Source organism: Providencia sneebia DSM 19967 (assembly GCF_000314895.2).
GTDB classification, from domain to species: Bacteria; Pseudomonadota; Gammaproteobacteria; order Enterobacterales; family Enterobacteriaceae; genus Providencia; species Providencia sneebia.
Map to the genome: position 1 here is coordinate 1071432 of NZ_CM001773.1, position 25031 is coordinate 1096462.

At 39.0% G+C, this 25031-nt stretch carries 19 protein-coding genes and 1 riboswitch; of the genes, 12 read left to right on the forward strand and 7 right to left on the reverse strand.

From position 1 onward, the window contains the following. Nucleotides 1–15 precede the first annotated feature (15 nt). Together OO7_RS04355 and OO7_RS04360 are read right to left on the reverse strand one after the other, a co-directional pair. Entirely contained in the window at nucleotides 16–1260 is a 1245-nt protein-coding gene (locus OO7_RS04355; RefSeq protein WP_008914756.1) for a multifunctional CCA addition/repair protein, read from the reverse strand. 11 nt (nucleotides 1261–1271) lie between these two features. Next, nucleotides 1272–1886 carry a TIGR04211 family SH3 domain-containing protein gene (locus tag OO7_RS04360; RefSeq protein ID WP_008914757.1) on the reverse strand — a complete coding sequence of 205 codons (615 nt, stop codon included), beginning with the start codon at nucleotides 1884–1886 and terminating at the stop codon, nucleotides 1272–1274. A 369-nt stretch (nucleotides 1887–2255) separates the two neighbouring features. On the opposite strand from OO7_RS04360, the gene OO7_RS04365 reads away from it, so the two are divergent. The 3 genes from OO7_RS04365 (at nucleotide 2256) to hldE (ending at nucleotide 7668) form a co-directional block, all read left to right on the forward strand. Next, on the forward strand, nucleotides 2256–3218 hold the full coding sequence (locus OO7_RS04365) for a CYTH domain-containing protein (RefSeq protein ID WP_008914758.1): 963 nt from the start codon (nucleotides 2256–2258) through the stop codon (nucleotides 3216–3218). A 9-nt stretch (nucleotides 3219–3227) separates the two neighbouring features. Next, nucleotides 3228–6077: a bifunctional [glutamate--ammonia ligase]-adenylyl-L-tyrosine phosphorylase/[glutamate--ammonia-ligase] adenylyltransferase gene (glnE, locus tag OO7_RS04370; protein WP_008914759.1), complete on the forward strand. Its 2850-nt coding sequence runs from the start codon at nucleotides 3228–3230 to the stop codon at nucleotides 6075–6077. 160 nt (nucleotides 6078–6237) lie between these two features. After that, nucleotides 6238–7668, forward strand: coding sequence for a bifunctional D-glycero-beta-D-manno-heptose-7-phosphate kinase/D-glycero-beta-D-manno-heptose 1-phosphate adenylyltransferase HldE (gene hldE, locus OO7_RS04375; protein WP_008914760.1), 1431 nt, complete (start codon nucleotides 6238–6240; stop codon nucleotides 7666–7668). Between the two features lie 77 nt (nucleotides 7669–7745). Here the strand turns inward: hldE and ubiK are convergent, their stop codons facing one another. Beyond that, the gene (ubiK, locus tag OO7_RS04380) at nucleotides 7746–8045 is read right to left on the reverse strand and encodes a ubiquinone biosynthesis accessory factor UbiK (protein WP_008914761.1); all 300 of its coding nucleotides are present in this window, start codon (nucleotides 8043–8045) and stop codon (nucleotides 7746–7748) included. A gap of 250 nt (nucleotides 8046–8295) precedes the next feature. Further along, a riboswitch (FMN riboswitch) is annotated at nucleotides 8296–8473 on the forward strand. 163 nt (nucleotides 8474–8636) lie between these two features. On the opposite strand from ubiK, the gene ribB reads away from it, so the two are divergent. Both ribB and ygiD read left to right on the forward strand, forming a co-directional pair. Next, nucleotides 8637–9290: a 3,4-dihydroxy-2-butanone-4-phosphate synthase gene (gene ribB, locus OO7_RS04385; protein ID WP_008914762.1), complete on the forward strand. Its 654-nt coding sequence runs from the start codon at nucleotides 8637–8639 to the stop codon at nucleotides 9288–9290. A 178-nt stretch (nucleotides 9291–9468) separates the two neighbouring features. Further along, on the forward strand, nucleotides 9469–10254 hold the full coding sequence (ygiD, locus tag OO7_RS04390; RefSeq protein ID WP_008914763.1) for a 4,5-DOPA-extradiol-dioxygenase: 786 nt from the start codon (nucleotides 9469–9471) through the stop codon (nucleotides 10252–10254). Nucleotides 10255–10484: 230 nt separating this feature from the next. On the opposite strand, the gene OO7_RS04395 is transcribed toward ygiD, so the two are convergent. The 3 genes from OO7_RS04395 to tolC all read right to left on the reverse strand — a co-directional run bounded on the left by OO7_RS04395 (nucleotide 10485) and on the right by tolC (nucleotide 14208). Then, complete coding sequence (locus OO7_RS04395) at nucleotides 10485–11645, reverse strand: glutathionylspermidine synthase family protein (RefSeq protein ID WP_008914764.1); 1161 nt, start codon at nucleotides 11643–11645, stop codon at nucleotides 10485–10487. A gap of 6 nt (nucleotides 11646–11651) precedes the next feature. Further along, nucleotides 11652–12347 (reverse strand): DUF1190 family protein, encoded by a 696-nt coding sequence (locus OO7_RS04400; RefSeq protein WP_043892640.1) that lies wholly within the window; start codon nucleotides 12345–12347, stop codon nucleotides 11652–11654. Nucleotides 12348–12831: 484 nt separating this feature from the next. Next, nucleotides 12832–14208, reverse strand: a complete 1377-nt coding sequence (tolC, locus tag OO7_RS04405; RefSeq protein WP_008914766.1) for an outer membrane channel protein TolC — start codon at nucleotides 14206–14208, stop codon at nucleotides 12832–12834. 430 nt (nucleotides 14209–14638) lie between these two features. Here tolC and nudF point away from each other — a divergent pair, with 430 nt between their 5' ends. The 7 genes from nudF (at nucleotide 14639) to ftsP (ending at nucleotide 23812) form a co-directional block, all read left to right on the forward strand. Further along, nucleotides 14639–15277, forward strand: a complete 639-nt coding sequence (nudF, locus tag OO7_RS04410) for an ADP-ribose diphosphatase (RefSeq protein ID WP_008914767.1) — start codon at nucleotides 14639–14641, stop codon at nucleotides 15275–15277. A 97-nt stretch (nucleotides 15278–15374) separates the two neighbouring features. Then, complete coding sequence (cpdA, locus tag OO7_RS04415) at nucleotides 15375–16214, forward strand: 3',5'-cyclic-AMP phosphodiesterase (RefSeq protein ID WP_008914768.1); 840 nt, start codon at nucleotides 15375–15377, stop codon at nucleotides 16212–16214. Continuing rightward, nucleotides 16214–16795 carry an esterase YqiA gene (gene yqiA, locus OO7_RS04420; protein WP_008914769.1) on the forward strand — a complete coding sequence of 194 codons (582 nt, stop codon included), beginning with the start codon at nucleotides 16214–16216 and terminating at the stop codon, nucleotides 16793–16795. Before cpdA ends, yqiA begins: the two co-directional genes overlap by 1 nt. Nucleotides 16796–17033: 238 nt before the next feature. Next, nucleotides 17034–18929: a DNA topoisomerase IV subunit B gene (parE, locus tag OO7_RS04425; RefSeq protein ID WP_008914770.1), complete on the forward strand. Its 1896-nt coding sequence runs from the start codon at nucleotides 17034–17036 to the stop codon at nucleotides 18927–18929. Between the two features lie 39 nt (nucleotides 18930–18968). Beyond that, nucleotides 18969–21227: a DNA topoisomerase IV subunit A gene (parC, locus tag OO7_RS04430; protein ID WP_008914771.1), complete on the forward strand. Its 2259-nt coding sequence runs from the start codon at nucleotides 18969–18971 to the stop codon at nucleotides 21225–21227. Between the two features lie 66 nt (nucleotides 21228–21293). Continuing rightward, nucleotides 21294–22031 (forward strand): 1-acylglycerol-3-phosphate O-acyltransferase, encoded by a 738-nt coding sequence (locus OO7_RS04435; RefSeq protein WP_008914772.1) that lies wholly within the window; start codon nucleotides 21294–21296, stop codon nucleotides 22029–22031. A gap of 374 nt (nucleotides 22032–22405) precedes the next feature. Further along, complete coding sequence (gene ftsP / locus OO7_RS04440) at nucleotides 22406–23812, forward strand: cell division protein FtsP (RefSeq protein ID WP_008914773.1); 1407 nt, start codon at nucleotides 22406–22408, stop codon at nucleotides 23810–23812. 43 nt (nucleotides 23813–23855) lie between these two features. Here the strand turns inward: ftsP and OO7_RS04445 are convergent, their stop codons facing one another. Continuing rightward, a complete protein-coding gene (locus OO7_RS04445; protein WP_008914774.1) occupies nucleotides 23856–24284 on the reverse strand; it encodes a hypothetical protein in 429 nt (142 codons plus the stop codon). Nucleotides 24285–25031 lie beyond the last annotated feature (747 nt).

Consider the following 25031-nt stretch of genomic DNA (forward strand, 5'->3'; position numbering starts at 1 on the left):
AGAACGAGTAATTAATTATGCGGTAACAGGTAGAATAGTTTGCTGTTGCCGCCACTGTTCCAAGTTTTCAATTCGTTGCCGAGTTAGCTCTTCGCGGATTTGCGCTCCTTGAAAACCTTGTTCAACAATTGGTTTTACATTAACAGTTTGAGCAATAGCAAAAGCTTGACGTAAAAACTCACCTTGTGGGTAAGCTTGTTGTTCAAGCCCAGCGCGTCCTCGAGCATCCGCTTCACTAATTAAGCTCAGCTGCATAATCCGTTCCGGTTTACGCCAACTATCAAGGCTATCAAAAAGTTGCACTATTTCAGTTGCATGACATCTATTGATAACATGAACTTTGTCATGAAAACGTGCAGATAACCGCGCTAATTCGCGAATATGATTAGGTACTTTTAAGCGATCACATAAGTTTTCAATCAATGGAACACCCGCTTCTCCATGATTCGGATGGCTTGGCCAAAACGCTTTTGGTGTTAAGCCTTTGCCTACATCATGGCATAGCGCAGCAAAGCGAACATCAATATCTGCTGAAAGTGTTGCCGCCATGCGCAATACCATTATGGTATGAATGCCAGTATCAATTTCAGGGTGCCATTTTGCAGGCGCTGGAACACCAAATAAGTGATCAATTTCGGGGAAAAGTGCAGCTAATGCCCCACATTGGCGTAAAACTTCAAAATAGACCTGCGGAGAATCTGACATTAGTGCTTTTTCTGTCTCAACCCAAATGCGTTCTGGGGTTAAGTAACTTAATTCGCCCGATTCGCTGATGGCACGCATTAAGGTTAATGTTTCAGGTGCAATCTGGAAACCTAGTGAAGCAAAACGAGCTGCAAAACGTGCAACTCGTAAAACCCGCAAAGGATCTTCAGCAAAGGCATCGGAAACATGTCTTAGCACTCGATTATTGAGGTCATCAATACCATGATAGGGATCGAACAGTTGACCTTGAAGATCTTTTGCAATGGCATTGATGGTGAGATCTCGACGGAGTAGGTCATCTTCAAGAGTGACATCTGGGGCAAAATAGCAACTAAAGCCAACATAGCCAGCACCTGTTTTACGTTCTGTTCTTGCTAATGCATATTCTTCGTGGGTTTTGGGATGCAAAAATACAGGGAAATCTTTACCAACCTGTTGGTAGCCTTGTTGTAACATCACTTCTGGTGTGGCACCAACGACGAGAAAATCCTTATCAGAAACCGGTAAACCAAGAAGTTCATCACGTACAGCACCACCAACCAGATATGTTTTCATTATGAGTAACCTTAGTTCATCCAACCATTATTACGTTTTTTACGGCGAGGAATAATATGAGGTAGGATTAGACCAAAGATCAGACCTGCACCTGCCACGCCACCACCATACATAAACCATTGTAAAATCAATTCACGTCGGCGATCATCAAGGTTAACTTCTGCAATTTCGAGTTTTTTACCTGATTTAATTAATTCATTTTTTAATTTTTCGTTTTCAGCTTTGAGCTGATTGACGATGTTGTCATTGTCAGCAACACGTTTTTGCATATCAGCTGTACGGGTATTCCATGTATTATCAATATTTTCAAGTTGTTGACGTAACTTTTGATTTTCAGCTTCTAGCTCAGGAATACGCACTTTCATACTTGGTATTTTGCTGAGTTGTTCAGTTGGCAGCCAAACTGTACGCCCGCGTTCATCTTTAATTTGTGCGTAGTTGCCATCTGTTGTGAGCAGTTCTACTTCTTCACCAGCATTGAGAGTGCCGACAATACGATATTTTGCACCAGGGCCACTATGTACATAGGTTGATAATTCATCAGATACATAGCGTTTTTCAGCGGCAAATGAACTGACGGATAGGCTTAGGCCGATGACGGAAATAAGTAATGGTATTTTTCGCATGACGTCTACTTTTTATGAGTGATAGTGAATGAAATAAGCGCGTAGTCAAATAATAGTAAAGAGTTAAGTTTGAGTGTGCAAACGTTAAACCTGAATGAGAACTATCTGAACTCACTATCTAACGCAAGATTCTTTGCATTTTTTGACATAAATAGCTGAAATAATTTCATGTTATAGAATTTTTGCTCATATATGCAACACTGCTAGCGCTGTAGTTGGATTGAAGATGTTTCAGTGAACATTAACATATTGTATGAATTGTCATTTGCACATCATTCTCTGCATGAAGATCAGTTTGCGGCTTTGCTTCCTCACTTCACTATGAATAAGGTAATATGTCTGTAGAGAAATGATTAAATAAGGATATGTATGAGCCATATAGAGGTTGAACTTAAATTGGCGGCTCAAACCGTTGCTATTGATGCAGTGCGCCAGAATTTATCAGCACTGTCTTATCAACACGTAGAACCAAAACAATTAACCAATATCTATTTCGATACTAAAGAACGTTTACTGCGCCAGTGGGATATGGGACTGCGTATTCGGGGCTGCGATGGACATTATGAAATGACCATAAAAACAGCAGGTCAGGTATTGGGCGGGTTACATCAGAGACCTGAATACAATATTGATATTGATTCACCTGAACTTGATTTAGCTAAATTCCCTCCAGAAATCTGGCCTGAAGGTACAGATATTCAGCAATTACAATCAAATCTAGACATTCTTTTTAGCACCAATTTTATGCGTGAAAAGTGGTTAATTAGGTTTGAAGATAGCGAAATTGAGGTTGTTTTTGATCAAGGTGTGATCTCTGCGGGTTCACAAGAACTACCTATTCAAGAATTTGAGCTGGAATTAAAACAAGGTTTTGTCGCTGATGTATTAAATTTGGCAAAAAAACTTGCAGATATTGATGGCTTAAATCTCTCTTCATTGAGCAAAGCTGCACGCGGCTATTCTCTAATCCAACCGGTAAAAGAGCAAATAGTTATACCCGAAACAGTTTTTGATTATGAACAGCAGCCTATTGAGAAAGTGCTAGTTCAGATTCAGAAGCTTTGCCAACAACATGAAATTTATTGGCAAGCGGGGGAAAGTGGTGCTCGTGAAGGATTCGACACTTTTTTACGTTTTGTTCAGGCCTTCCTCGTCCATTATCGCAATTCATCACCTCAATTTATTTTAGATATCCCACTTGAACAGCTGCGTTCAAATATAATGGATGAAACGATAACGGCTGAAACCTTTTGTTATAGCAGTGCTTGGCTTAAATGCAAATTAGCTTTCACGCAATGGCTTATTGCACTGAATTACGCTGATGTCCATTAAGGTGTTGATATGCATCCTTTTCCAGAACAGTTAAAGTACCAACGTGAACATGTTGTAACGCGTTTGGCTGAACATGTAAGTGATTTACTACCACTGACTGATTTTGAGTGCACTTTTTTGAGTTTTAGTGATTTTGCACTTAAGCAAGTTTTAGCACACCCGCACTTTTTAACACATATTCGCGAATGTTCACCTCAACCGAATGAATGGCAAAGTTACGCTTCACTGGTCGCGGTGGAACTTGAAAACGTTTTGGATGAAGACCATCTGATGAGAGTTCTACGAACTTTCCGTAATCAGATGTTGATCAGAATTGCATGGATGCAAACATTCAATATCTGTACAGAAACTCTTCAACAGATTAGCGCATTAGCTGAAACCTTAATTGTTGCTGCAAGAGACTGGTTATACCAACAATGTTGCCAATCTTGGGGAACACCTTGTGATAGGTCAGGCAATCCTCAACCATTATTAGTGCTTGGTATGGGAAAATTGGGGGGAGGCGAACTCAATTTTTCATCCGATATTGATCTAATTTTTGCTTATCCTGAAAATGGCGTAACTTGTGGTGGTCGCAAAGAGTTAGATAATGCTCAATTTTTTACACGATTAGGGCAAAAATTAATTCGCGTCCTTGACCAAATCACTGTTGATGGCTTTGTTTATCGGGTGGATATGCGCTTGCGCCCATTTGGTGATAGTGGTCCTTTGGTATTTAGTTTTTCGGCTTTAGAAGATTATTACCAAGAACAGGGTAGGGATTGGGAACGCTATGCCATGGTTAAAGCGCGGATCATGGGACCCGATAGCCTACATTATGCTGAGAGCTTACGGCAATTACTGCGCCCATTCGTTTATCGGCGCTATATTGATTTTAGTGTTATTCAATCATTAAGAAACATGAAAAATATGATTGAACGAGAAGTGCGCCGTCGCGGATTAGTGAATAACATTAAACTCGGTGCTGGCGGTATTCGTGAGATTGAGTTTATTTCTCAGGTTTTTCAATTGATCCGTGGTGGACGGGAGCCTAGTTTGCAATCACAGTCATTATTAACCGTAATGACCGGGATCCGCGAATTAGCATTATTACCAGAAGGTCAAATTGAGCAACTGAGTGAAGCGTATCTATTTTTACGCCGCACTGAAAATTTATTGCAAAGCATTGATGACCAACAAACGCAAACATTACCTGAAGATAGCTTAAACCAAGCCCGTTTAGCATGGGGCATGGGTTTTGCTGACTGGAATGCATTTTATCTTGCCTTAATGCCTTTAATGGCTAATGTGCACCATATTTTTACTGAGCAAATCGGGCAAGAAGGTGATGATGAAAATGCGGAAAATATTGATGATATTTATATCACTCTATGGCAAGGGGATCTTTCTAAAGAAGAGCTAGCTGCTGATTTACCTTCTCATGATGAAGATGTTGCTCAAAAAATTATTCATGGGCTATTTTTATTTCGCCATGATTTAAATAAGCGCACTATTGGACCCCGTGGCCGTGATGTTCTTGATGAATTAATGCCAAAATTACTGGCAAAAGTGGGTAAAAGAGCTGATGCTGGACAAGTTATTGAGCGACTAGCACCGCTATTGCTGAGTATTGTGAGCCGCACAACGTATTTAGAGTTAATGCTTGAGTTTGATGAAGTGTTAACACATGTCATTCGTTTATGTGCTGCATCCCCAATGATTGCTGAGCAACTTGCTCGTCATCCATTATTGCTTGATGAATTGCTTGATCCAAAATCGCTTTATCAACCTTTACCTTTAACTGCATATCGTGATGAATTACGCCAATACCTTATGCGCGTGCCGGATGATGACGAAGAGCAGCAACTCGAAGCATTGCGTCAATTTAAACAGGCACAATTATTGCGTATAGCCGCCGAAGATATCTCCGGTGTACTACCAATAATGAAAGTCAGTGATCATTTAACCTATTTAGCAGAAGCGATTATTGATGCTGTGGTTCACCAAGCATGGCAAAAAATGGCTAAGCGGTATGGGGAGCCAGCGCATCTTTCTCATACAGAAGAAAAGCAGTATGGTTTTGCTGTAGTGGGCTATGGGAAACTCGGCGGTTGGGAGCTTGGGTACAGCTCAGATTTGGATCTTGTTTTCTTAATCGATTGTCCGGCGGGTGTTGTGACTAATGGTGAGCGCTCAATTGAAGCGAGGCAGTTTTATTTACGGGTTGCTCAACGGATCATTCATCTGTTTAGTACACGGACTGCCTCCGGTGTTTTGTATGAAGTTGATGCACGTTTACGGCCATCAGGTGAATCAGGGATGTTAGTCAGCACCATTGAGGCTTTTGATGATTATCAAAAAAATGATGCTTGGACATGGGAGCATCAAGCTTTAATTCGTGCACGAATGGTTTTTGGGGATGATAAATTACAACAAGAATTTAAACGTATTCGCCATGAAACATTGTGTACATCTGAAGATCCCGAAATCTTGCGTCAGCAAGTGCGTGATATGCGACTAAAAATGCATCAGCATTTAGGAAGCCATCAAAATAGTGAATTTGACTTAAAGGCTGATCCCGGTGGTATCACTGATATCGAATTTATTGCTCAATATCTTGTTCTACGTTATGCCCATGAAAACCCTTCGTTAACACGTTGGTCCGATAATGTGCGTATTTTTGAACTTATGGCACAAAATCAATTAATGCCAGAAGATGAAGCTAAAGCTTTGACACAAGCTTATGTGACAATGCGTGATGAATTACATCGCTTAGCATTGTTATCTTTACCTAGCCGAGTAGAAGTAGGGCAATTCATCACTGAACGTGAGCAAGTTTTGGCAAGCTGGGACAAATGGCTTGGCGTAGTGGAGAGCTAATTGGCTCGAAATAAGTTGTATTGGTATAAATAGCGAGCCTAGTATCATGATTAACATGCAGTAATGCTTTATGGTACTCTGTTCGCCAATCTTGTTATGCAGGCTGATTGCATAACAAATATTATTAATCGTAGGTTTCTTTTTTTTACTGGAGTTTGGGATGAAAGTAACACTCCCTGATTATAAACAAGCAGGTGTATTGGTCGTCGGTGATGTTATGTTAGATCGTTACTGGCATGGGCCGACGAGTCGTATTTCACCAGAAGCACCAGTTCCTGTGGTAAAAGTCAACATGGTGGAAGAGCGCCCAGGTGGTGCTGCTAACGTGGCAATGAATATTGCATCATTAGGTGCAAAGGCTAATTTAGTTGGCTTAACAGGGATTGATGATGCCGCAAATGCATTAACTAATAGCTTGGAATCAGTGAAAGTTTGCTGTGATTTTGTGGCAATTCCAACTCATCCTACGATTACAAAATTACGTGTTTTATCGCGCAATCAGCAATTGCTTCGACTTGATTTCGAAGAAGGGTTTGATGATGTTGATGTGCAACCTATGCTTGACCGTATTGAAAAAGCGTTACCAAATATTGGTGCGTTAGTGTTGTCTGACTACGCAAAAGGGGCACTTGCTCAGATCGAAAAAATGATCACTTTAGCCAATCAAGCGGGTGTTCCTGTTTTGATTGACCCGAAAGGAAATGACTTTGAGCGGTATCGTGGCGCAACGCTACTGACACCAAATATGTCCGAATTTGAAGCCATTGTTGGACGCTGTAGCAATAACCAAGATGTTGAAGAAAAAGGGCGTGCACTTTTAGAATCTCTGGATTTAACGGCATTATTGATCACACGCTCTGAACAGGGAATGAGTCTGATCCGCCGTGATGAAGCTCCATTACATTTACCAACAGAAGCTCAAGAAGTTTATGATGTGACGGGTGCCGGAGATACCGTAATTGGTGTATTGGCAGCATCCATTGCATCAGGTTGTCCACTTCATGAAGCTTGTGCGCTGGCGAATGCTGCGGCAGGTGTTGTTGTTGGTAAATTAGGAACATCAACTGTATCACCCATTGAGCTAGAAAATGCGATCCGTGGGCGCGCTGATAATGGTTTTGGGATCATGGATGAAAACAAACTAAAACAAGCTGTGGAAAATGCGCGCCAGCGTGGTGAGCGCGTTGTGATGACGAATGGTTGTTTTGATATTCTGCACGCAGGTCATGTCTCTTATTTAGCAAACGCGCGTAAATTAGGTGACAGATTAATTGTTGCAGTGAATAGTGATGCTTCAACACGTCGTTTGAAAGGCGAAACAAGACCAGTTAATCCACTTGAACAACGAATGATTGTGCTAGGTGCATTAGAAGCGGTTGATTGGGTTGTTGCTTTTGAGGAAGATACCCCACAACGTTTAATTGGTGAAGTATTACCTGATGTATTAGTTAAAGGTGGCGATTACCGCCCTGAAGAAATTGCAGGGTGTGAAGAAGTTTGGGCTGCTGGCGGTGAAGTCAAAGTGCTGAACTTTGAAGATGGTATTTCAACCACAAATATTATTAAGACAATAATTAAATCGCGTGAATAAATAGCTAATACAAAAAATGGCCTACTATAAGTAGGCCATTCAAATCATTAATGCTTAATTTAATAGAGCTCTAATGATTACTCTTCTGATTTTTTCTCTTCGATAACCTCAATAACTTCAATGGATTGAGGTTCAGCAAAGCGTTCTTCTAATGCCTTGATACGTTGTTCCATTTGGACCAACTTTTCACGAGTACGTAATAGAACTTGTGTTTGGATATCAAACTCTTCACGGCTAACAAGATCAAGTTTGCCAAGTTGTGATTGCAGTAGTGAACGCAATTTTTTATCAAAGTCTTCACCCAGATCACGGACGCCTTTTGGCAAAGCACCTTGAATTTGGCGGGCTACTTGTTCAATTTTCTTGGGATCGAACATTCGCGGGTCCTTAAAGTTTCAAGAATATCAATTTTCCCGATAGTGTAATACCAGAATACTTTGTAATCTAGGGATTCATTCACTTAGTCACTAGTGAATATACGAATTGTATTGAATATACCGAGTTTAAAATCATTTGAATACCGCTAACATACCGTTTTTTATCTTTTTTTTTACTTGAAAATGTGAGAGTAATGCCAATTTCAGGTTTCAATGTTGCGACTGTTCATGATTAGCGTTATATTAACCACGTTTATCTCAGGGCGGGGCGAAACTCCCCACCGGCGGTAACATGCAGAAAAGTTATTTCAATATGCATGAAGCCCGCGAGCGCTTTGTTCCTTAAGTATTGCTTAAGATAATAAAGGTCAGCAGATCCAGTGTGAATCTGGAGCCGACGGTTATAGTCCGGATGGGAGAGAATAACGGTATTAGCATCATTGTGTCCGGTGATATTTCGGCACAGCATTGCTCTACATATCTGAATTTGTAAAAACACAGTCGTGATTATTTTGCCTATTCAGTTCTCGTACTCCTAAGACTGCCCTGATTCTGGTAACTAATAAATTTATTACTAAAGGGGTTTTTACCATGAATCAGACGCTACTTTCCGAATTCGGTAATCCAATCGAACGTGTTGAACATGCTATTGAAGCAATTCGTCAAGGCAAAGGTGTTCTTGTGCTTGATGATGAAGATCGTGAAAATGAAGGCGATCTTGTCTTTGCAGCCGAAACGATAACACCGGAACAAATGGCAATGACTATCCGCTATAGCAGCGGAATTGTTTGTTTATGCATCACTGAAGAGCGCCGTAAACAACTTGAACTGCCAATGATGGTAGAAAAAAATACAAGCCAAAACCAAACTGCATTTACAGTGACAATTGAGGCTGCACATGGTGTGATAACGGGTGTTTCAGCAGCAGACCGTGTCACAACGATCCGCGCAGCTATTGCTGATAATGCTGTACCAGCTGATATTCATCATCCTGGCCATGTATTTCCTTTACGCGGACGTGAAGGTGGTGTTTTAACGCGTCGCGGGCATACTGAAGCTAGCATTGATTTAGCAACCTTAGCGGGTTTCAAACCGGCAGGTGTGCTGTGCGAATTAACCAATGATGATGGCACAATGGCAAGAACACCAGAAGTTGTTGCTTTTGCTAAACAGCATGGTTTGACCGTTTTAACGATTGAAGATTTGGTGGCATATCGCCTACAAATGGAAAAAAAAGCAAGCTAATTTATTGATATAAAACAGATTAGTATATTTAGCTTTATGATTTATAAAAGCCATAATGTTTGTTGCATTATGGCTTTTTCAGTTTATTTGATGAAGTTGCTCAGTTTAACGGCACTGTGATCTATCTTAATAACGAGTATGCTGGTGGCAGAATTCATAAGGTGGAGCATGGATCATCATGTTAGCGAAAAAATTACCCGCATTATTTATTGGCCACGGTAGCCCAATGAATGCCGTTTCTGATAACCCTTACACTCAAGAATGGGAAGTATTAGGAAAATCATTACCAAAACCAACGTTAATATTAATGATTTCAGCGCATTGGTATACCCGCGGGATCGCGGTAACTGCCATGACACAGCCAAAAACCATACATGATTTTGGTGGTTTTCCTGAAGCGCTTTATCAGGTGGAATACCCAGCGGCTGGCTCTCCTGAGCTTGCACAGAAAGTTGCTGATCTATTAGCGCCTGAACATGTCCATTTAGATAAAAGTGAGTGGGGATTAGATCATGGAACATGGGAGATCCTTGTTCGTATGTATCCAGATGCCGATATTCCTGTTGTTCAGCTAAGCATTGATGGTACTAAACCACCAGCTTGGCATTTGGAAATTGGGCGTAAACTTGCCACTTTGAGAGAGCAAGGTGTAATGATTATGGGCAGTGGTAATGTTGTGCATAATCTGCGAGAAATGAATTGGAAAAATGACCAAGTAGAAGCTTATTCTTGGGCTAGTTCATTTGAAAAATTCGTTTATGACAACTTATCGAGCCAAGAAGTGCCACATCCTTTGACTCAAGCGCTTGATAGAGAAGATGGAAAACGTTCAAATCCATCACCAGAACACTTCCTACCATTATTGTATGTTTTAGGAACGTGGGATGGTAAAGAGGTGATATCAGCACCCACTGAAGGCATTGTATCTGGCTCATTAAGCATGTTATCTGTGCAGGTTGGTTGATTATAAAAAACGGCATGTTTTACATGCCGTTTGAGGTTGTTGACAAAGCGGGATAAAAGCGTGGTTTTTCCCGCTTTGTGTTATCAGTCGAAAATCAATGTATTGATTTTCCTTGCTTATTTTCAAAACCTATATGACTTGCCGCCAAACATAATATGTTTGTCAGCAGTCTGAAACGGCATGTTTTACATGCCGTTTTAATATCGTTATCAAAACAAGATCTTTATTGGTTAGTCAACAATGACATGTGGATAAAAACGAGATAAATCTTGAGTGATCAGCTCTTTATCTTCACGAATACAGATCCCAGCGGGTTGATCGTTCACTAGCCAACTTCCCACTAACGTGTAATTACCATCAAATTGCGGCAATGTATGAAGCTGTTGAATGATCATGCCTTCTTCACCATAAGGACCATCAGCTGAAGCAATTTCTTTGCCATTTTCGATAACACGAATATTAGCGCCTTCACGAGAGAACAGTGGTTTTATAACATAGCTCTCTAATTCAGGTTGATTACCATCAGCGAAGTAGGCCGGCAGAAGATTTGGGTGATTAGGGAACATTTCCCACAACATAGGCAGCAGTGCTTTGTTGGAAATGATACTTTTCCAAGCAGGTTCTAACCAACGTACACCAGCATCTTCAAGCTTTGTTGAGAAAATTTCTCTAAGCATGAATTCCCATGGATACAGCTTAAACAGATTACTAATTATCTGATCTTGTGTATCGGTAAATTCGCCTCTTTCACCTAAGCCAATTTCATCCATGTATAAGAATTCAGTGGCTATACCAGCTTCATTTGCACAATCTTGTAGATATTGAACTGTTCCGCGATCTTCTTCTGTATCACGGCAGCAAGCCATATGTAGAAGGCGAAAACCGTATTGATCTTTAAGTTGCGTAAAACGCTCGATCAACTGTTCTTGAATGCTATTAAATTGATCTGCATTTTCTGGAAGATTGCCAGCTTGTATTTGATCTTCTAACCATATCCATTGAAAAAATGCTGACTCATAGAGTGAAGTTGGAGTATCGGCATTATTTTCAAGTAGCTTAGGTGGGTTAATACCATCATAAGCAAGGTCAAGACGTGAATAGAGAGAAGGCTGACCTGTTTTCCAAGACTCACGCACAAAATTCCAACAATGTTTTGGAATTTGGAAACGAGCAAGTAGCTCATCACTTTCTATTACGCGTTCAACAACTTTTAAGCACATTTGGTGCAACTCAGCAGTTGCATCTTCAATTTCTTCAATTTGTGCCAAAGTAAATTGATAATAGGCATCTTCAGACCAATATGGTTCGTCATACATTGTATGGAAACCAAAGCCAAATTCTGCGGCTTTTTCGCGCCAATCAGGGCGCTCAATAATTGGAACTCTTTTCATTAGCTATCAACCACCCATTGAGCGGGAAGATGAAGATGATTTAGACGCTGATGAACGCTGAGCCATTGCTTGTTTATTGACAGAATCACCAAAGCCACCACGAGTGACGGTTGAAGTGGTTGGTGGTTTAGGTGCCATTGCTGTTTTAGGTACGCTTATTGAACGGCCACCAGCGGTCGCTGGACCATAGCTTTTACCTGTTGCATCAACAAATTTACCACTTGCTGGGCTAGCTGGGTTTTTTGAGCTAAATAGTGGTTGAGAAGCTGCACCACCGCCCATCATACGGCCCATCATATAACCCATCATTAATGGCATCCACATGCTGCCTGAGCTACTTTGTGCTTGCGCAGTTTGTTCGCCTGAACCCGTGTTGGAGAAGCTTGCTTGTGCTGGCGCTTGTGTACACATAGATTCACCAAATTCAGCAATACAATCTTCTTGAGTTGCATACTTAGGTGCGGTTTTTGCCGCTTCTTGTAATGCGTTGTTATAAGCTAAAGTACACTGCTCTGCTTGAGATGGATTAGCTTGGCTACAATCTTGAGCATTAGTATATAAAGAAACAGTTTCATCGCTTTCTTCACAAGCGGATAGCATAAATACAGCACTAACTGCGAGCGCAACAGGCGCTAAACGATACGAACGCCAAGACTTACGGAATGCGTCTTGATTAATATCTTTGGTACGCTTCATGGTCATGGTTATTACCCTGAATTAAGAGTGAGTAAGATGTTAGATTATTTGTTCTAGGATAGGGGAATTACGCTGAAAATTAAAGCAAAAATAACAGAGAAATGATAACAAATAATAAATTCTGTTAACTAAATACCGCGAAAGAAAGAAATTAGAATAATTATTTTAAGTTTTATTATTATTTTTCTTTAATATCAAATGATTAAAATTGGTTATTTTTCTTGCAAGTAACTTGTAAAACTAATGCAGAATATCCCTATTTTTATAAAAATAATGTGAGTAAAACTAATAACAGCTCATTTCAACTATAAAGATAATATTTTATCACTTTTCGTGGAGAAGTGAAATGAACAGCATCCTGTGATGGTTTTGTTATTGCGGTGATGTAACTGTCTTGATCAATGGGGATGAAAAGTTAAGGATTAAAGAGAAGGTGGAAAATATATTTTTCCACCTTCAAGACATCAAATACTATTAAATTACTAAATCATTATCTGACTGTTGGTGTTTGGATATTACGGATAATGCTATTAGGTGAAGTCGATAGCTCTTTACCTAGGTTAGCATTCAAGCGCGCAATGTCTTCTTCATTCAGCGTACCGCGAGCAAACTCAATGTTCAATTCGTTAATCATGTAATCATAACGAGCATTAGATAGGTTTTGTTTTGCTTGATAAAGCGCGGTTGTTGCTGTCAGTACGTCAACGATAGTACGCGTTCCGACTTGATAACCCGCTTCCATTGCATCTAAAGAGCTTTGAGCAGAAACAACAACTTGTTCATAAGCATTAATGCTACTGATTGAAGAAGAGACGTTGTTATATGAAGAGCGTACTAACTGAACGACATTACGGTATATGCTCTCTAGTTGCTCACTTGCACCTTGGAAACCGTATTGTGCTTGTTCAACTTGTGAAGAAACCGCACCACCGCTATATAACGGTAAGCTAAGTGTTAACCCAACACTGTTTTGACCCGTGTAGCTATTATTATCTGTACCGACATAGTTACTACCGTGATAGTGAGTATTTGATACACCTGTTGATGCGCTTAGGTTCACTGTTGGCATGTGACCTGTTTCGGCTAAGCGGATATTTTCACGAGAAATATCTTGCGCTAAACGAGCACTCAATAAGCTCAGGTTACGAGTCTCAGCTTCTTTAAGAATAGCTTCAACTTGATCTGGTGTGTGTGTTTTGAAACGGTTGATATTCAGTGATGCTAATTGGTTGTAATACACACCGCTTACTTGGCGTAATTTTTCAACCGCATTTTCTAAGCTGTTACGACCTGCGACTTCTTGAGCTAAAACGCTATCATAGTTAGCACGGGCGTTTTGTACGTCAGTGATAGCGACTAAACCAACATTAAAGCGTTGAGTTGTTTGATCCAGTTGGCGATAAACGGCTTCTTTATTCGCTTCAATATAAGATAGCGCATCAATAGCTTTTAAGACATTAAAGTAAGCTGTAGCTGTGTCTAAAATCAGTTGTTGCTGACTAGTTTGATAAGTGACATCAGAAATACCCGCTGTTTTTTCTTGGATAGTCAAGGCACGCCATTTAGACATATCAAACACAGATTGGGTCAATGTTAGCGTTGCATTTAAGACGTTATTTTCGGTGTTTCTTGCATCACGGTAACCGCTGTTATAAGTCACACCAGCACCTAGACCTAATTGTGGCAATAATGGGCTACGGGATTGATTAATTTTTTCAAAAGCTTGATTACGTTCTGAAAAAGATTTTCTCAAATCAGGGTTACTGTCTTTAGATTGTTGGTAAACCTGAAGTAAATCCTCTGCGTAGCTATTGGTACTGAGACCCACAAAACTCATCGCGATAAAAAGGGGAAGCAGCTTCTTCATTTGGATTCCTTGATTAAACAGCAAATAGGTTGAGTCTGTTAGCTAAATCCCACGCTATCTTGGGATGAGTCAAAAATAATAGGCTGAAAAATGAGCCTACTGTAGAAACAGCTATGCAAAAACAGACTCTGTTGTTGCTCATAATTTAAAATAATGGCAGCCATTCTAACAGAGTATCGCTTGTATTAACGGTAGCGTTTTGTGCCATTTTGTCTCAATTTGTTTAAACATTAGCGCATATGACGCCAAAAAACTATCATATCTATCTTGTTTTGAGTTGTATTGCTATGAGTTAAGTTCAATGCAGCAAATATCACCATTATTGATGTTCTTGTTATTCGTTTAATTTATTACTTTGCTAAAACAATTATTTTTTGTATATCTTTTGTCAGATTTCTTTAATATGAAAATCATCGATTTAGGAGTAATAATGACAAATAATATAGAACACCCAATTAAATACAAAAAAGATGATGTAGAAATTATATCTAAGCGTAAATTATTTAACGGTTTTTTTCAAATGGAGGAATACCGTTTTCGCTATCGCTTATTTGAAGGTGGTTGGAGTGATGAAGTGACGCGCGAAGTTTTTGAACGGGGTCATGCGGGCGTCATTTTACCTTATGATCCTAAAACGGATTGTGTTGTTCTGATAGAACAAATTCGGATCCCATCGATTGATACGAGCACAACACCTTGGTTACTTGAAGCAGTTGCTGGCATGATTGAACCGGGTGAAACGATTGATGAAGTTGTTCGCCGTGAAGCTGATGAGGAAGCGGGTTTATCTATTGGCAAAATGGAAAAAGCCTTGAGCTATTTATCAAGTCCTGGTGGAACATCAGAACGCATGTATGTTTATGTTGGAGAAGTTGATAGTTCAAAAGCTAACGGTATTCATGGTCTAAAATCTGAGCATGAAGATATTCGCGTTCATGTGGTTAGTCGAGAGCAAGCTTATCAATGGGTTAACGATGGAATTATTGATAATGCTGCGACGGTGATTGTACTGCAATGGTTACAGCTTAATTATCAAAAACTCAATGAAAAATGGATGAAACTGTTTTAAATAACTATTAATCTAGGGAAGTGTGTGCCATTTAGCAGATATTGCGACTGCTAACGGTAAAATGAACGAAACTTTTTATAAGAACAAGGGAAAACTTTTGGACAGCCAGCTTGAAGTGACTGCTCGAGACGCGAAAGTAGTCAGAATTTTACAAATTACTGATACGCATCTTTTTGCTGATACAGCGAATACCCTATTAGGGGTGAATACGCACAAGAGCTATCATGCTGTCCTAGATGCGATCTTAGAACAAAATAAGCCGATTGACCTTATTGTTGCAACAGGAGACTTAGTTCAGGATCAATCACCGCAAGCTTACCAGCGTTTTGCTACTGGTATTGAGCGAATTGAAGCTCCTTGTGTTTGGTTACCCGGAAATCATGATTATCAGCCAGCAATGGTTAAGTCATTAAAAATGGCTGGGATTTCGTGTGCTAAACAAATTTTTATTGATGATGATTGGCAAATATTAATGCTAGATAGCCAATTGCAAGATGTCCCTCATGGCGAGCTATCAGAGCAACAACTCGAATGGATGAAAAGTTGTTTAGATAACTATCCACAAAGAACAACATTAGTGATGTTGCATCATCATCCGCTACCTTCTGGTTGCACTTGGCTTGATCAACATAGTTTGCGGAACGCACATATTCTGGCTGAATATTTAAAAAACTATCCTCAAGTTAAGGCGATGCTTTGTGGGCATATTCACCAAGAAATGGATGAAAACTGGAATGGTATCCGCTTATTAGCAACACCATCAACCTGTGTTCAATTCAAACCGCATTGTACTAATTTTGCGATAGATACTTTGGCGCCTGGTTGGCGTTATCTTGAATTAACGATTGATGCCGAAGGCAATAAACAGGTTAGTACACAAGTACATCGATTAAATACGCAAGAATTTAGCCCTGATCTCGATTCGGATGGTTACTGATGTCAACATTACTTTATATTCATGGGTTTAATAGCTCACCTTTATCTGAGAAAGCAAACACCTTGAAATTATGGCTTGCGGAACATCACCCAGATATTAAGATGATTGTGCCGCAATTGCCGAATTATCCAGAACCTGCTGCAAAGATGTTAGAAGATATCATTCTTCAACATCAAGATTCACCAATAGGATTAGTTGGCTCTTCTTTAGGTGGATACTTTTCTATTTGGTTTTCACAACGTTTCAACTTACCTGCTGTTGTGGTTAATCCCGCAATTCGTCCTTTTGAGCTACTACAAAATTTCTTAGGCGAAAATACGAATCCTTATACGCATGAAACCTATTTTCTTGAGCCAAAACATATTGATGAGCTGAAGAATTTTTATTGTGAAAAGGTGAAATATCCTGAATTGATATGGCTTTTACAGCAAATGGGTGATGAGGTGCTTGATTATCGCCAAGCAGTGACGCATCTTGCTGAGTGCAAACAGACAGTCGAGCCACAAGGTAATCATGCGTTTGTTGGTTTTGAAAATTACTTACCAGAGATCATTCGTTTTCTGAAATTATCTTTGAAATAATGCTAAAACACACAAACACTGTTATTATCAACAGTAACTCTCAACATGAATGGCTAGGGCTGTTCAGTTAATCACCGATACCCGACATAATTCGAGTGACATAAGGCGGCAAGTAAAACCTTCCCTATGAAAATAATCGGAGTGACTACATCCAAGTGACTCTCAATATAGGCTTTACTTGTCGCATAACTAATGGCAACTTGACATTATTTAGGGAACACTACCGCAGAATGACAACATGACTCAATCTAGTTATAACGCAGAGGCCATTGAAGTCCTCAGTGGTTTGGAACCTGTTCGCCGTCGGCCTGGGATGTATACCGATACCAGCCGGCCGAATCATTTAGCCCAAGAAGTCATCGATAATAGCGTTGATGAAGCATTAGCTGGGCATGCAAAACAAATCGAGGTTATTTTATATCCAGATCAATCACTTGAAGTGATAGATGATGGACGAGGAATGCCTGTTGATATTCATCCTGAAATGAAAGTGTCCGCAGTGGAACTGATTTTAGGTCAATTGCATGCAGGTGGTAAATTTTCAAACAAAAACTACCAATTTTCAGGCGGGTTACACGGCGTTGGTATTTCTGTTGTAAATGCGTTATCTAAAAGAATAGAAGTTACAGTGCGCAGAGATGGGCAAGTTTATCAGATAGCCTTTGAAAATGGCGATAAAGTGGAAGATCTCCATGTTATCGGTACTTGTGGAAAGCGTAATACCGGAACCAGCGTCCATTTTTGGCCAGATGGAAGTTATTTTGATAACGCTAAATTTTCAATTTCTCGCCTAGGCCATAATTTAAAAGCAAAAGCTGTTTTATGCCCTGGTGTGAAAATCACGTTTAAAGACCAAATCAATAATACTGAACAAACTTGGTGCTATACCGATGGTTTAACAGATTATTTAATGGAAGCTGTTAACGGCTTGGAAACCTTGCCAGAAACGCCATTTACAGGTCAATTTTCAAGTGAAACAGAAGCCGCTGAGTGGGCTTTGTTATGGTTGCCTGAAGGTGGGGAACTGCTTACTGAAAGTTATGTCAACTTGATCCCTACTGCGCAAGGCGGCACACATGTAAATGGCTTGCGTCAAGGGCTATTAGATGCAATGCGCGATTTTTGTGAGTTTCGCAATATCTTACCGCGAGGTGTAAAACTGTCTGCGGATGATATTTGGGAACGCTGTGCTTATGTTTTGTCAGTGAAAATGCAAGATCCGCAATTTGCAGGGCAAACTAAAGAGCGCCTATCATCACGCCAGTGTGCTGCTTTTGTGTCCGGGGTCATTAAAGATGCCTTTAGCTTATGGCTCAATCAAAATGTTCAGGTTGCAGAACAATTAGCTGAGATGGCTATTGCAAGTGCGCAGCGTCGCATGCGTGCGGCTAAAAAAGTTGTTCGCAAAAAATTGACAAGTGGACCTGCGCTACCCGGAAAATTGGCTGATTGTAGCTCTCAAGATTTAACGATGACTGAGCTATTTTTAGTTGAAGGGGATTCTGCTGGTGGATCTGCGAAACAAGCTCGTGACCGTGAATATCAAGCTATCATGCCATTGCGTGGAAAAATCTTGAATACATGGGAAGTTTCCTCAGATGAGGTATTAGCCTCGCAAGAAGTTCATGATATTTCTGTCGCCATTGGCATGGACCCTGATAGTACTGACTTAAGCCAATTACGCTATGGTAAAATTTGTATTTTGGCGGATGCTGACTCCGATGGTTTACATATTGCGACACTTTTGTGCGCACTATTTGTACGCCATTTTACAGCGCTAGTGAAAGCTGGTCATGTTTATATGGCAATGCCTCCGCTATATCGTATTGATTTAGGAAAAGAAACTTTTTACGCGTTAGATGAAAGTGAAAAAAATGCGGTTCTTGATAAGCTGAGCCGTAAACGAGGTAAGCCTAATGTGCAACGCTTTAAAGGATTGGGTGAAATGAACCCACTTCAATTGCGTGAAACAACTTTGGATCCAAATACTCGCCGACTGGTTCAGCTAACTATTAATGATGAAAATTATCAAAAAACCATCTCTGTTATGGATATGCTGTTAGCGAAAAAACGCTCAGAAGATCGCCGCAACTGGTTACAAGAAAAAGGCGATATGGTTGACATAGAAGTCTAACATTCATCACGCTATCAAAAAGAGTAAGGAAAGTATTGAATGAGTGAAATAACTCATGATGGTGTGGAGCGTTTGCCCCTCCATACATTTACAGAAAGTGCCTATCTGAACTATTCAATGTACGTCATTATGGATAGGGCATTACCTTTTATTGGGGACGGATTAAAACCTGTTCAGCGCCGTATTGTTTATGCCATGTCAGAACTCGGGCTAAGCAACACAGCAAAATATAAAAAATCAGCAAGAACAGTTGGGGATGTACTGGGTAAGTACCATCCTCATGGCGATAGTGCTTGTTATGAAGCTATGGTGTTGATGGCTCAGCCATTCTCTTATCGCTACCCATTGGTAGATGGTCAAGGAAACTGGGGGGCGCCTGATGATCCCAAATCCTTTGCTGCAATGCGTTACACCGAATCGCGTCTCTCTAAATATTCAGAAACTTTATTGAGTGAATTGGGCCATGGTACTGTTGAATGGGTACCAAACTTTGATGGCACATTACATGAACCAAAAATGTTGCCAGCGCGTTTACCTAATATTTTGCTCAATGGAACAACTGGTATTGCGGTTGGTATGGCAACCGATATTCCACCGCATAATGCACGTGAAGTCGCTCAGGCTTTAGTTGCTTTGCTAGAAAAACCAGAGCTGTCACTTGATGATGTGATGGCATTTGTTCCTGGTCCTGATTTCCCGACAGAAGCAGAAATTATCTCTTCTCGTGATGATATTCGTAAGATTTATCAAAATGGTCGCGGCTCAGTGCGCATGCGAGCTATTTGGGAAAAAGAAGATGGCAATGCGGTGATCACTGCGCTTCCTCATCAAGTTTCTGGTGCTAAAGTTCTTGAGCAGATCGCTAATCAAATGCGCGCGAAGAAACTGCCGATGGTGGAAGATTTACGCGATGAATCAGATCATGAAAATCCAACTCGTTTAGTTATTGTTCCACGCAGTAATCGCGTTGATCTTGAACAAGTGATGACTCACCTATTCGCCACCACTGATCTTGAAAGAAGCTATCGTGTGAATCTCAACATGATAGGGCTAGATAACCGTCCTTCAGTTAAAGGCTTGGTTGAAATCCTTAATGAGTGGATTGTTTATCGTCGCCAAACGGTTCGTAATCGCTTAAATCACCGTTTAGAAAAAGTGCTTCGTCGCTTACATATTTTAGATGGTTTATTAATTGCTTATTTAAATATTGATGAAGTGATTGAGATTATTCGTGCTGAAGATGAGCCTAAGCCGATATTAATGTCACGTTTTAATATTTCAGATACACAAGCCGAAGCTATTCTTGAATTAAAATTGCGTCATTTAGCAAAACTCGAAGAGATGAAAATTCGTGGTGAGCAGGATGAATTAGCGAAAGAGCGCGATGATTTACAAAGTATTTTAGGTTCTGAACGTAAGCTAAACACTTTGATTAGAAAAGAAATTCAAGCTGATGCAAAAGTGTATGGCGATGATCGCCGTTCTCCTTTGCAAGAACGAGAAGAAGCTAAGGCACTGAGTGAACATGAAATTTTGCCTTCAGAGCCTGTCACTGTTGTTTTATCTGAAATGGGTTGGGTGAGAAGTGCGAAGGGCCATGATATTGAACCTGCAAACTTGAACTATAAAGCAGGGGATAGTTTCAAAGGCGCAGCACGCGGTAAAACGAATCAACCTGCTGTATTTATTGATACTACAGGCCGTAGTTATTCTGTTGAGCCATTAGAATTGCCTTCAGCTCGTAGTCAAGGTGAACCATTAACCGGTCGACTCACTTTACCGCCGGGTGCAACAGTAGAACATGTTCTAATGGCATTGGATGAGCAAAAATATTTAATGGCCTCAGATGCAGGTTATGGTTTTATTTGTACCTTTAGTGATTTGGTCACTAAGAATAAAACGGGTAAGGCATTAATTAATTTACCTGATAATGCAAAAGTATTGCCGCCGATTGAAATAAATAACGAGCAAAGTGACATGCTTTTAGCTATCACAAAAGCGGGTCGTATGCTTGTATTCCCAGTATCAGATCTGCCGCAGCTTTCAAAAGGTAAAGGGAATAAAATTATTAATGTTACCGGCGCTCAGGCAGCAAATGGTGAAGATTTGCTTGTTTGGTTACTTGTGTTACCTAATCAAGCTGCAATCACGCTATATTCAGGTAAACGGAAACTTAAACTTAGACCAGAAGAGCTACAAAAATATCATGCTAAACGCGGTAATAAGGGAACATCGTTACCTCGAGGATTAAATATTGTTGAGCGAATAGATGTTGAACCTGTTAACGCAGATAAATAACAACGTTTTATATCATGAGGGCTTATTTAAGCCCTTTATTATTAAGATAAAATTTAGAGGTTTATTATGCTAGCGCTTCTTCGTGCCATTATTGTGATTATTTATACAATATTGGTTTGTGTTTTAGGAGGGATCTATTGTTTATTTAGTCCTCGTAATCCAAAACACGTTATGACCTTTGGTCACATGTTTGGGCGATTATCAAAAGTATTTGGTATCAAAATTATTGATCGTATTCCTAAAAAAGCACGCAATTATGGCCCAAGTATTTATATTGGTAACCACCAAAATAATTTTGATATGGTTACTATGTCAAACGGTGTTCAGCCAAGAACAGTGACTGTGGGTAAAAAAAGCTTAGTATTAATTCCTTTCTTTGGATTTTTATATTGGGTTACTGGTAATATTTTAATTGACCGTTCTAATCGTTCAAAAGCGCATAACACAATTACACAAGTTGCGGATCAAATTAAAAAGCACCAAATTTCGGTATGGATGTTTCCTGAAGGAACGCGCAGTCGTGGTCGAGGATTATTACCTTTTAAAACAGGCGCTTTTCATGCTGCCATTGCAGCTGGCGTACCAATTGTTCCTGTTTGTGTGTCGAGTACTCAAGGTAAAATAAAATTAAATCGTTGGAATAATGGCCATGTTATTCTTGAAATGTTAGAACCTATTGATACTAAAAATTATACTCGTGACCAAGTCAGAGAACTTGCGGAATATTGTCATACCTTGATGGAAAATAAAATTAAAGAGCTTGATAAAGAAGTTGCTGAAATGAAAAAGCAACCCAAAAAATAAGTATTATCCAGTGGTTATTCAATTTTGTTTAATTCCATCTGTCTTACCTCTATTAAATTGCAAAGCCCCTTTTGGGGCTATTGCTAGAATAATATTACTTCTAGTTTCTAGAATCATTTAAGTATATATTTTTAGAATTTAATGACCTTTCGCGATATCATAGTGATGCTATTGTCAGAGTCATTGATTGTGACCATATTTAATTAAGGATTAGTCTTGTATGGATCAGAGTTAAAATATTTATAATTGATTCATATTATGAATATTTAACTATTCTCTTATACTTCAATTTGCCGTGGTTGAGGTTTTGGCAAGCTCGAATTATTTGGGATAATTATAATAAATGCTGCTATTTTAGTGTTAGTGGAGAATTTATGTTATTCAGTCAGCGCTGGTTCCTGCTCATTGTAGGGTTGGCTTTGTGTTCTATGAATATTGCGAATAGTGCATTTGCGAATGGTAAAACACCTCTTCCTGTTCCCCCATTATTAGAATCAAAATCAGGTCAGCCTCTATTTTTGACTTTACAAAAAATACATTGGTCTTTTGATGGTAAATATTCGGCAGAAATTTGGGGTGTGAATGGTAATTATCCTGGGCCGACAGTGAGAGTTAAAAACGGGGATGATATTAAGCTGATTTATAGCAATAGATTGCCTGAAGCTGTTTCAATGACAGTGAGTGGTTTACAAGTTCCCGGAACTCAGATGGGAGGCGCAGCAAGACTGATTTCAGCGGGTGCAGATTGGTCACCAGTGATCCCGATTCGCCAACCTGCGGCCACACTTTGGTATCATGCTAATACTGAAGGGAAAATGGGTCAGCAGATTTATAATGGTCTATTAGGAATGTGGATTATTGATGATGATTCAACGAAAAATTTACGTTTACCTAAGCATTATGGTGTCGACGATTTTCCTATCATTATTCAAGATAAACGTTTAGATAATTTTGGTATACCTGAATATCAAGCTAATGAAGATGGTTTTCTTGGGGATGCTTTGATTGTCAATGGTGTTCAAGACCCTTATCTTGAAGTTTCTCGGGGCTGGGTGCGTTTAAGATTACTAAATGCATCTAACTCAAGACGTTACATCATGAAAATAAGTGATGGTCGCCCGTTTATCATGATAGCATCTGATCAAGGTTTATTAACCGCACCAGTCAGTGTGCCAGAATTATCATTAGCTCCCGGTGAGCGTCGTGAAATATTAATTGATATGGCGAAAACTGAAGAGCTGACAATCACTGCTGGTGAGTCCGCATCTTTCATGGATCGTGTTAAAAGTCTCTTTGAACCATCATCATTATTGGTATCAACCAATATTGTCACTATCCGTGCAACGGGATTAATGTCTTTAGTCACTGATGACTTGCCGACTCAATTGGTTGAGGATAAAACACAGATAACATCTTCTATTCGTAATCGTGATATTCATCTGAATGAACCTTACGGAATTAATAATGCGACAAAAGATATCAAACGAATCGATGTTTCTAGCCAACAAGGTAATTGGGAACGTTGGGCAGTAACAAGTAACGAACCACAATCATTTCATATTGAAGGCGTGCGCTTTAAAGTCATTAACCATAATGGTCAGCCAACACCACCAGAAGATTTTGGTTGGAAAGATACTGTGTGGGTTGATGGAAAAAGTGAATTATTAGTTCAAATGATGCAGCCTTCATATGAGCATTTTCCCTTTTTATTTTATAGCCAAAATTTGGAGAAAGCCGATCTGGGGTCTGTTGGTCAGCTAGTTATTGCACCTGAAAATTAATCTTTTAGTATTAAAATGAAGTCTTTGCTATCTGTATAAATTGTTAGTAAAGACTCTCATTAAAGATATTATCTATATTTTTTAAGGCGTTACTCATCGTACCAATACTTTCACAAGATTCTGTTGATTCTTTTTCTATTTTTTGTTTCTGTTCAGTAGTTAATTCTATATTTCTAACTTCTTTGAATATGCGTGTTTTCTCATGAAACTTATTTACATAAGTGGATTCTGCTATGGGATTTTCAATAAATCTTATTCTTCCTTGTGAGTCTTCTTGGGCCTTTTGAATGTTTTTTAAAATAGAATTGCAAAACTGTTTAATATTAGGGTAATGGTTCAAATTAAAGTTATGCACATTTACACATTTATTTTTAACATCACCTTTAGTTGTTCTTTTTTTTAAGTTAGATTTGGATGATAACTCATCCATGTTGTTATTATTTATTGGTAAACTAGCTGATTTTATAGGCATACTTTTCCTTAGTTTGGATTAATTAATAACATTTCTTTTGAAAATGTAATGACTAAAAAATAATATAGAAATAATAAAATTTTAATTTCATTTTATGTATGAATGGATAACAACTAGCTATGTTGGGATAAATATTAATGTATATAATTAATTCTAATTAACAGAGAAAAAGGGTTAATACATTCTAATTTCGTAAATTACCATGTTTAATTAATGATTATAGATGAGTTCTTTAATTGTGTTTTATTGTGATTATCTACTTAGCATCTAATATAAAATAATTAATTGTATAGTTGAGTTTTATTGGAGTGCTTATATCCAATTGTTTTTGTTGATAAAATTATTTTATTGTATGTGGTTGTTTATATCCTTAACTTTTAGTTTTCCTCTGTTTGCATGAAAAATATCATGCATTTATTTGAAAATAAATACTATTCATAACTAATCATTTTGAATCACTTCTTCTTTTTGTTTCTTCCGTTAGAATAATGCATAAATTTAAGTGATATAGAAAATTATATTACCGTTTTGAATGTTATAGATGAATGGCTTAATGCGATAACCATCTATTATACTGTATTAATAACTTTTTATAATAAATAGTAAAGTTTATTGTTAATAATAATGAAATATAAAAATGGCCTCGAATAAAAAAGACAGAAAAATAAGCAAGAGTCGTTCGCTATTCTTATTAGCAACTATTTTTATGGGTACGAACTCTCTACCGATTAGCGCAAACCAACATGA

Coding starts and splice junctions, on each gene's coding strand:
- parC (WP_008914771.1), top strand. CDS start 18,969: ATGAGTGAAATAACTCATGATGGTGTGGAGCGTTTGCCCCTCCATACA.
- OO7_RS04435 (WP_008914772.1), top strand. CDS start 21,294: ATGCTAGCGCTTCTTCGTGCCATTATTGTGATTATTTATACAATATTG.
- ygiD (WP_008914763.1), top strand. CDS start 9,469: ATGTTAGCGAAAAAATTACCCGCATTATTTATTGGCCACGGTAGCCCA.
- tolC (WP_008914766.1), bottom strand. CDS start 14,208: ATGAAGAAGCTGCTTCCCCTTTTTATCGCGATGAGTTTTGTGGGTCTC.
- OO7_RS04445 (WP_008914774.1), bottom strand. CDS start 24,284: ATGCCTATAAAATCAGCTAGTTTACCAATAAATAATAACAACATGGAT.
- ubiK (WP_008914761.1), bottom strand. CDS start 8,045: ATGTTCGATCCCAAGAAAATTGAACAAGTAGCCCGCCAAATTCAAGGT.
- ribB (WP_008914762.1), top strand. CDS start 8,637: ATGAATCAGACGCTACTTTCCGAATTCGGTAATCCAATCGAACGTGTT.
- OO7_RS04395 (WP_008914764.1), bottom strand. CDS start 11,645: ATGAAAAGAGTTCCAATTATTGAGCGCCCTGATTGGCGCGAAAAAGCC.
- OO7_RS04360 (WP_008914757.1), bottom strand. CDS start 1,886: ATGCGAAAAATACCATTACTTATTTCCGTCATCGGCCTAAGCCTATCC.
- nudF (WP_008914767.1), top strand. CDS start 14,639: ATGACAAATAATATAGAACACCCAATTAAATACAAAAAAGATGATGTA.
- OO7_RS04400 (WP_043892640.1), bottom strand. CDS start 12,347: ATGACCATGAAGCGTACCAAAGATATTAATCAAGACGCATTCCGTAAG.
- OO7_RS04365 (WP_008914758.1), top strand. CDS start 2,256: ATGAGCCATATAGAGGTTGAACTTAAATTGGCGGCTCAAACCGTTGCT.
- parE (WP_008914770.1), top strand. CDS start 17,034: ATGACTCAATCTAGTTATAACGCAGAGGCCATTGAAGTCCTCAGTGGT.
- glnE (WP_008914759.1), top strand. CDS start 3,228: ATGCATCCTTTTCCAGAACAGTTAAAGTACCAACGTGAACATGTTGTA.
- yqiA (WP_008914769.1), top strand. CDS start 16,214: ATGTCAACATTACTTTATATTCATGGGTTTAATAGCTCACCTTTATCT.
- hldE (WP_008914760.1), top strand. CDS start 6,238: ATGAAAGTAACACTCCCTGATTATAAACAAGCAGGTGTATTGGTCGTC.
- OO7_RS04355 (WP_008914756.1), bottom strand. CDS start 1,260: ATGAAAACATATCTGGTTGGTGGTGCTGTACGTGATGAACTTCTTGGT.
- ftsP (WP_008914773.1), top strand. CDS start 22,406: ATGTTATTCAGTCAGCGCTGGTTCCTGCTCATTGTAGGGTTGGCTTTG.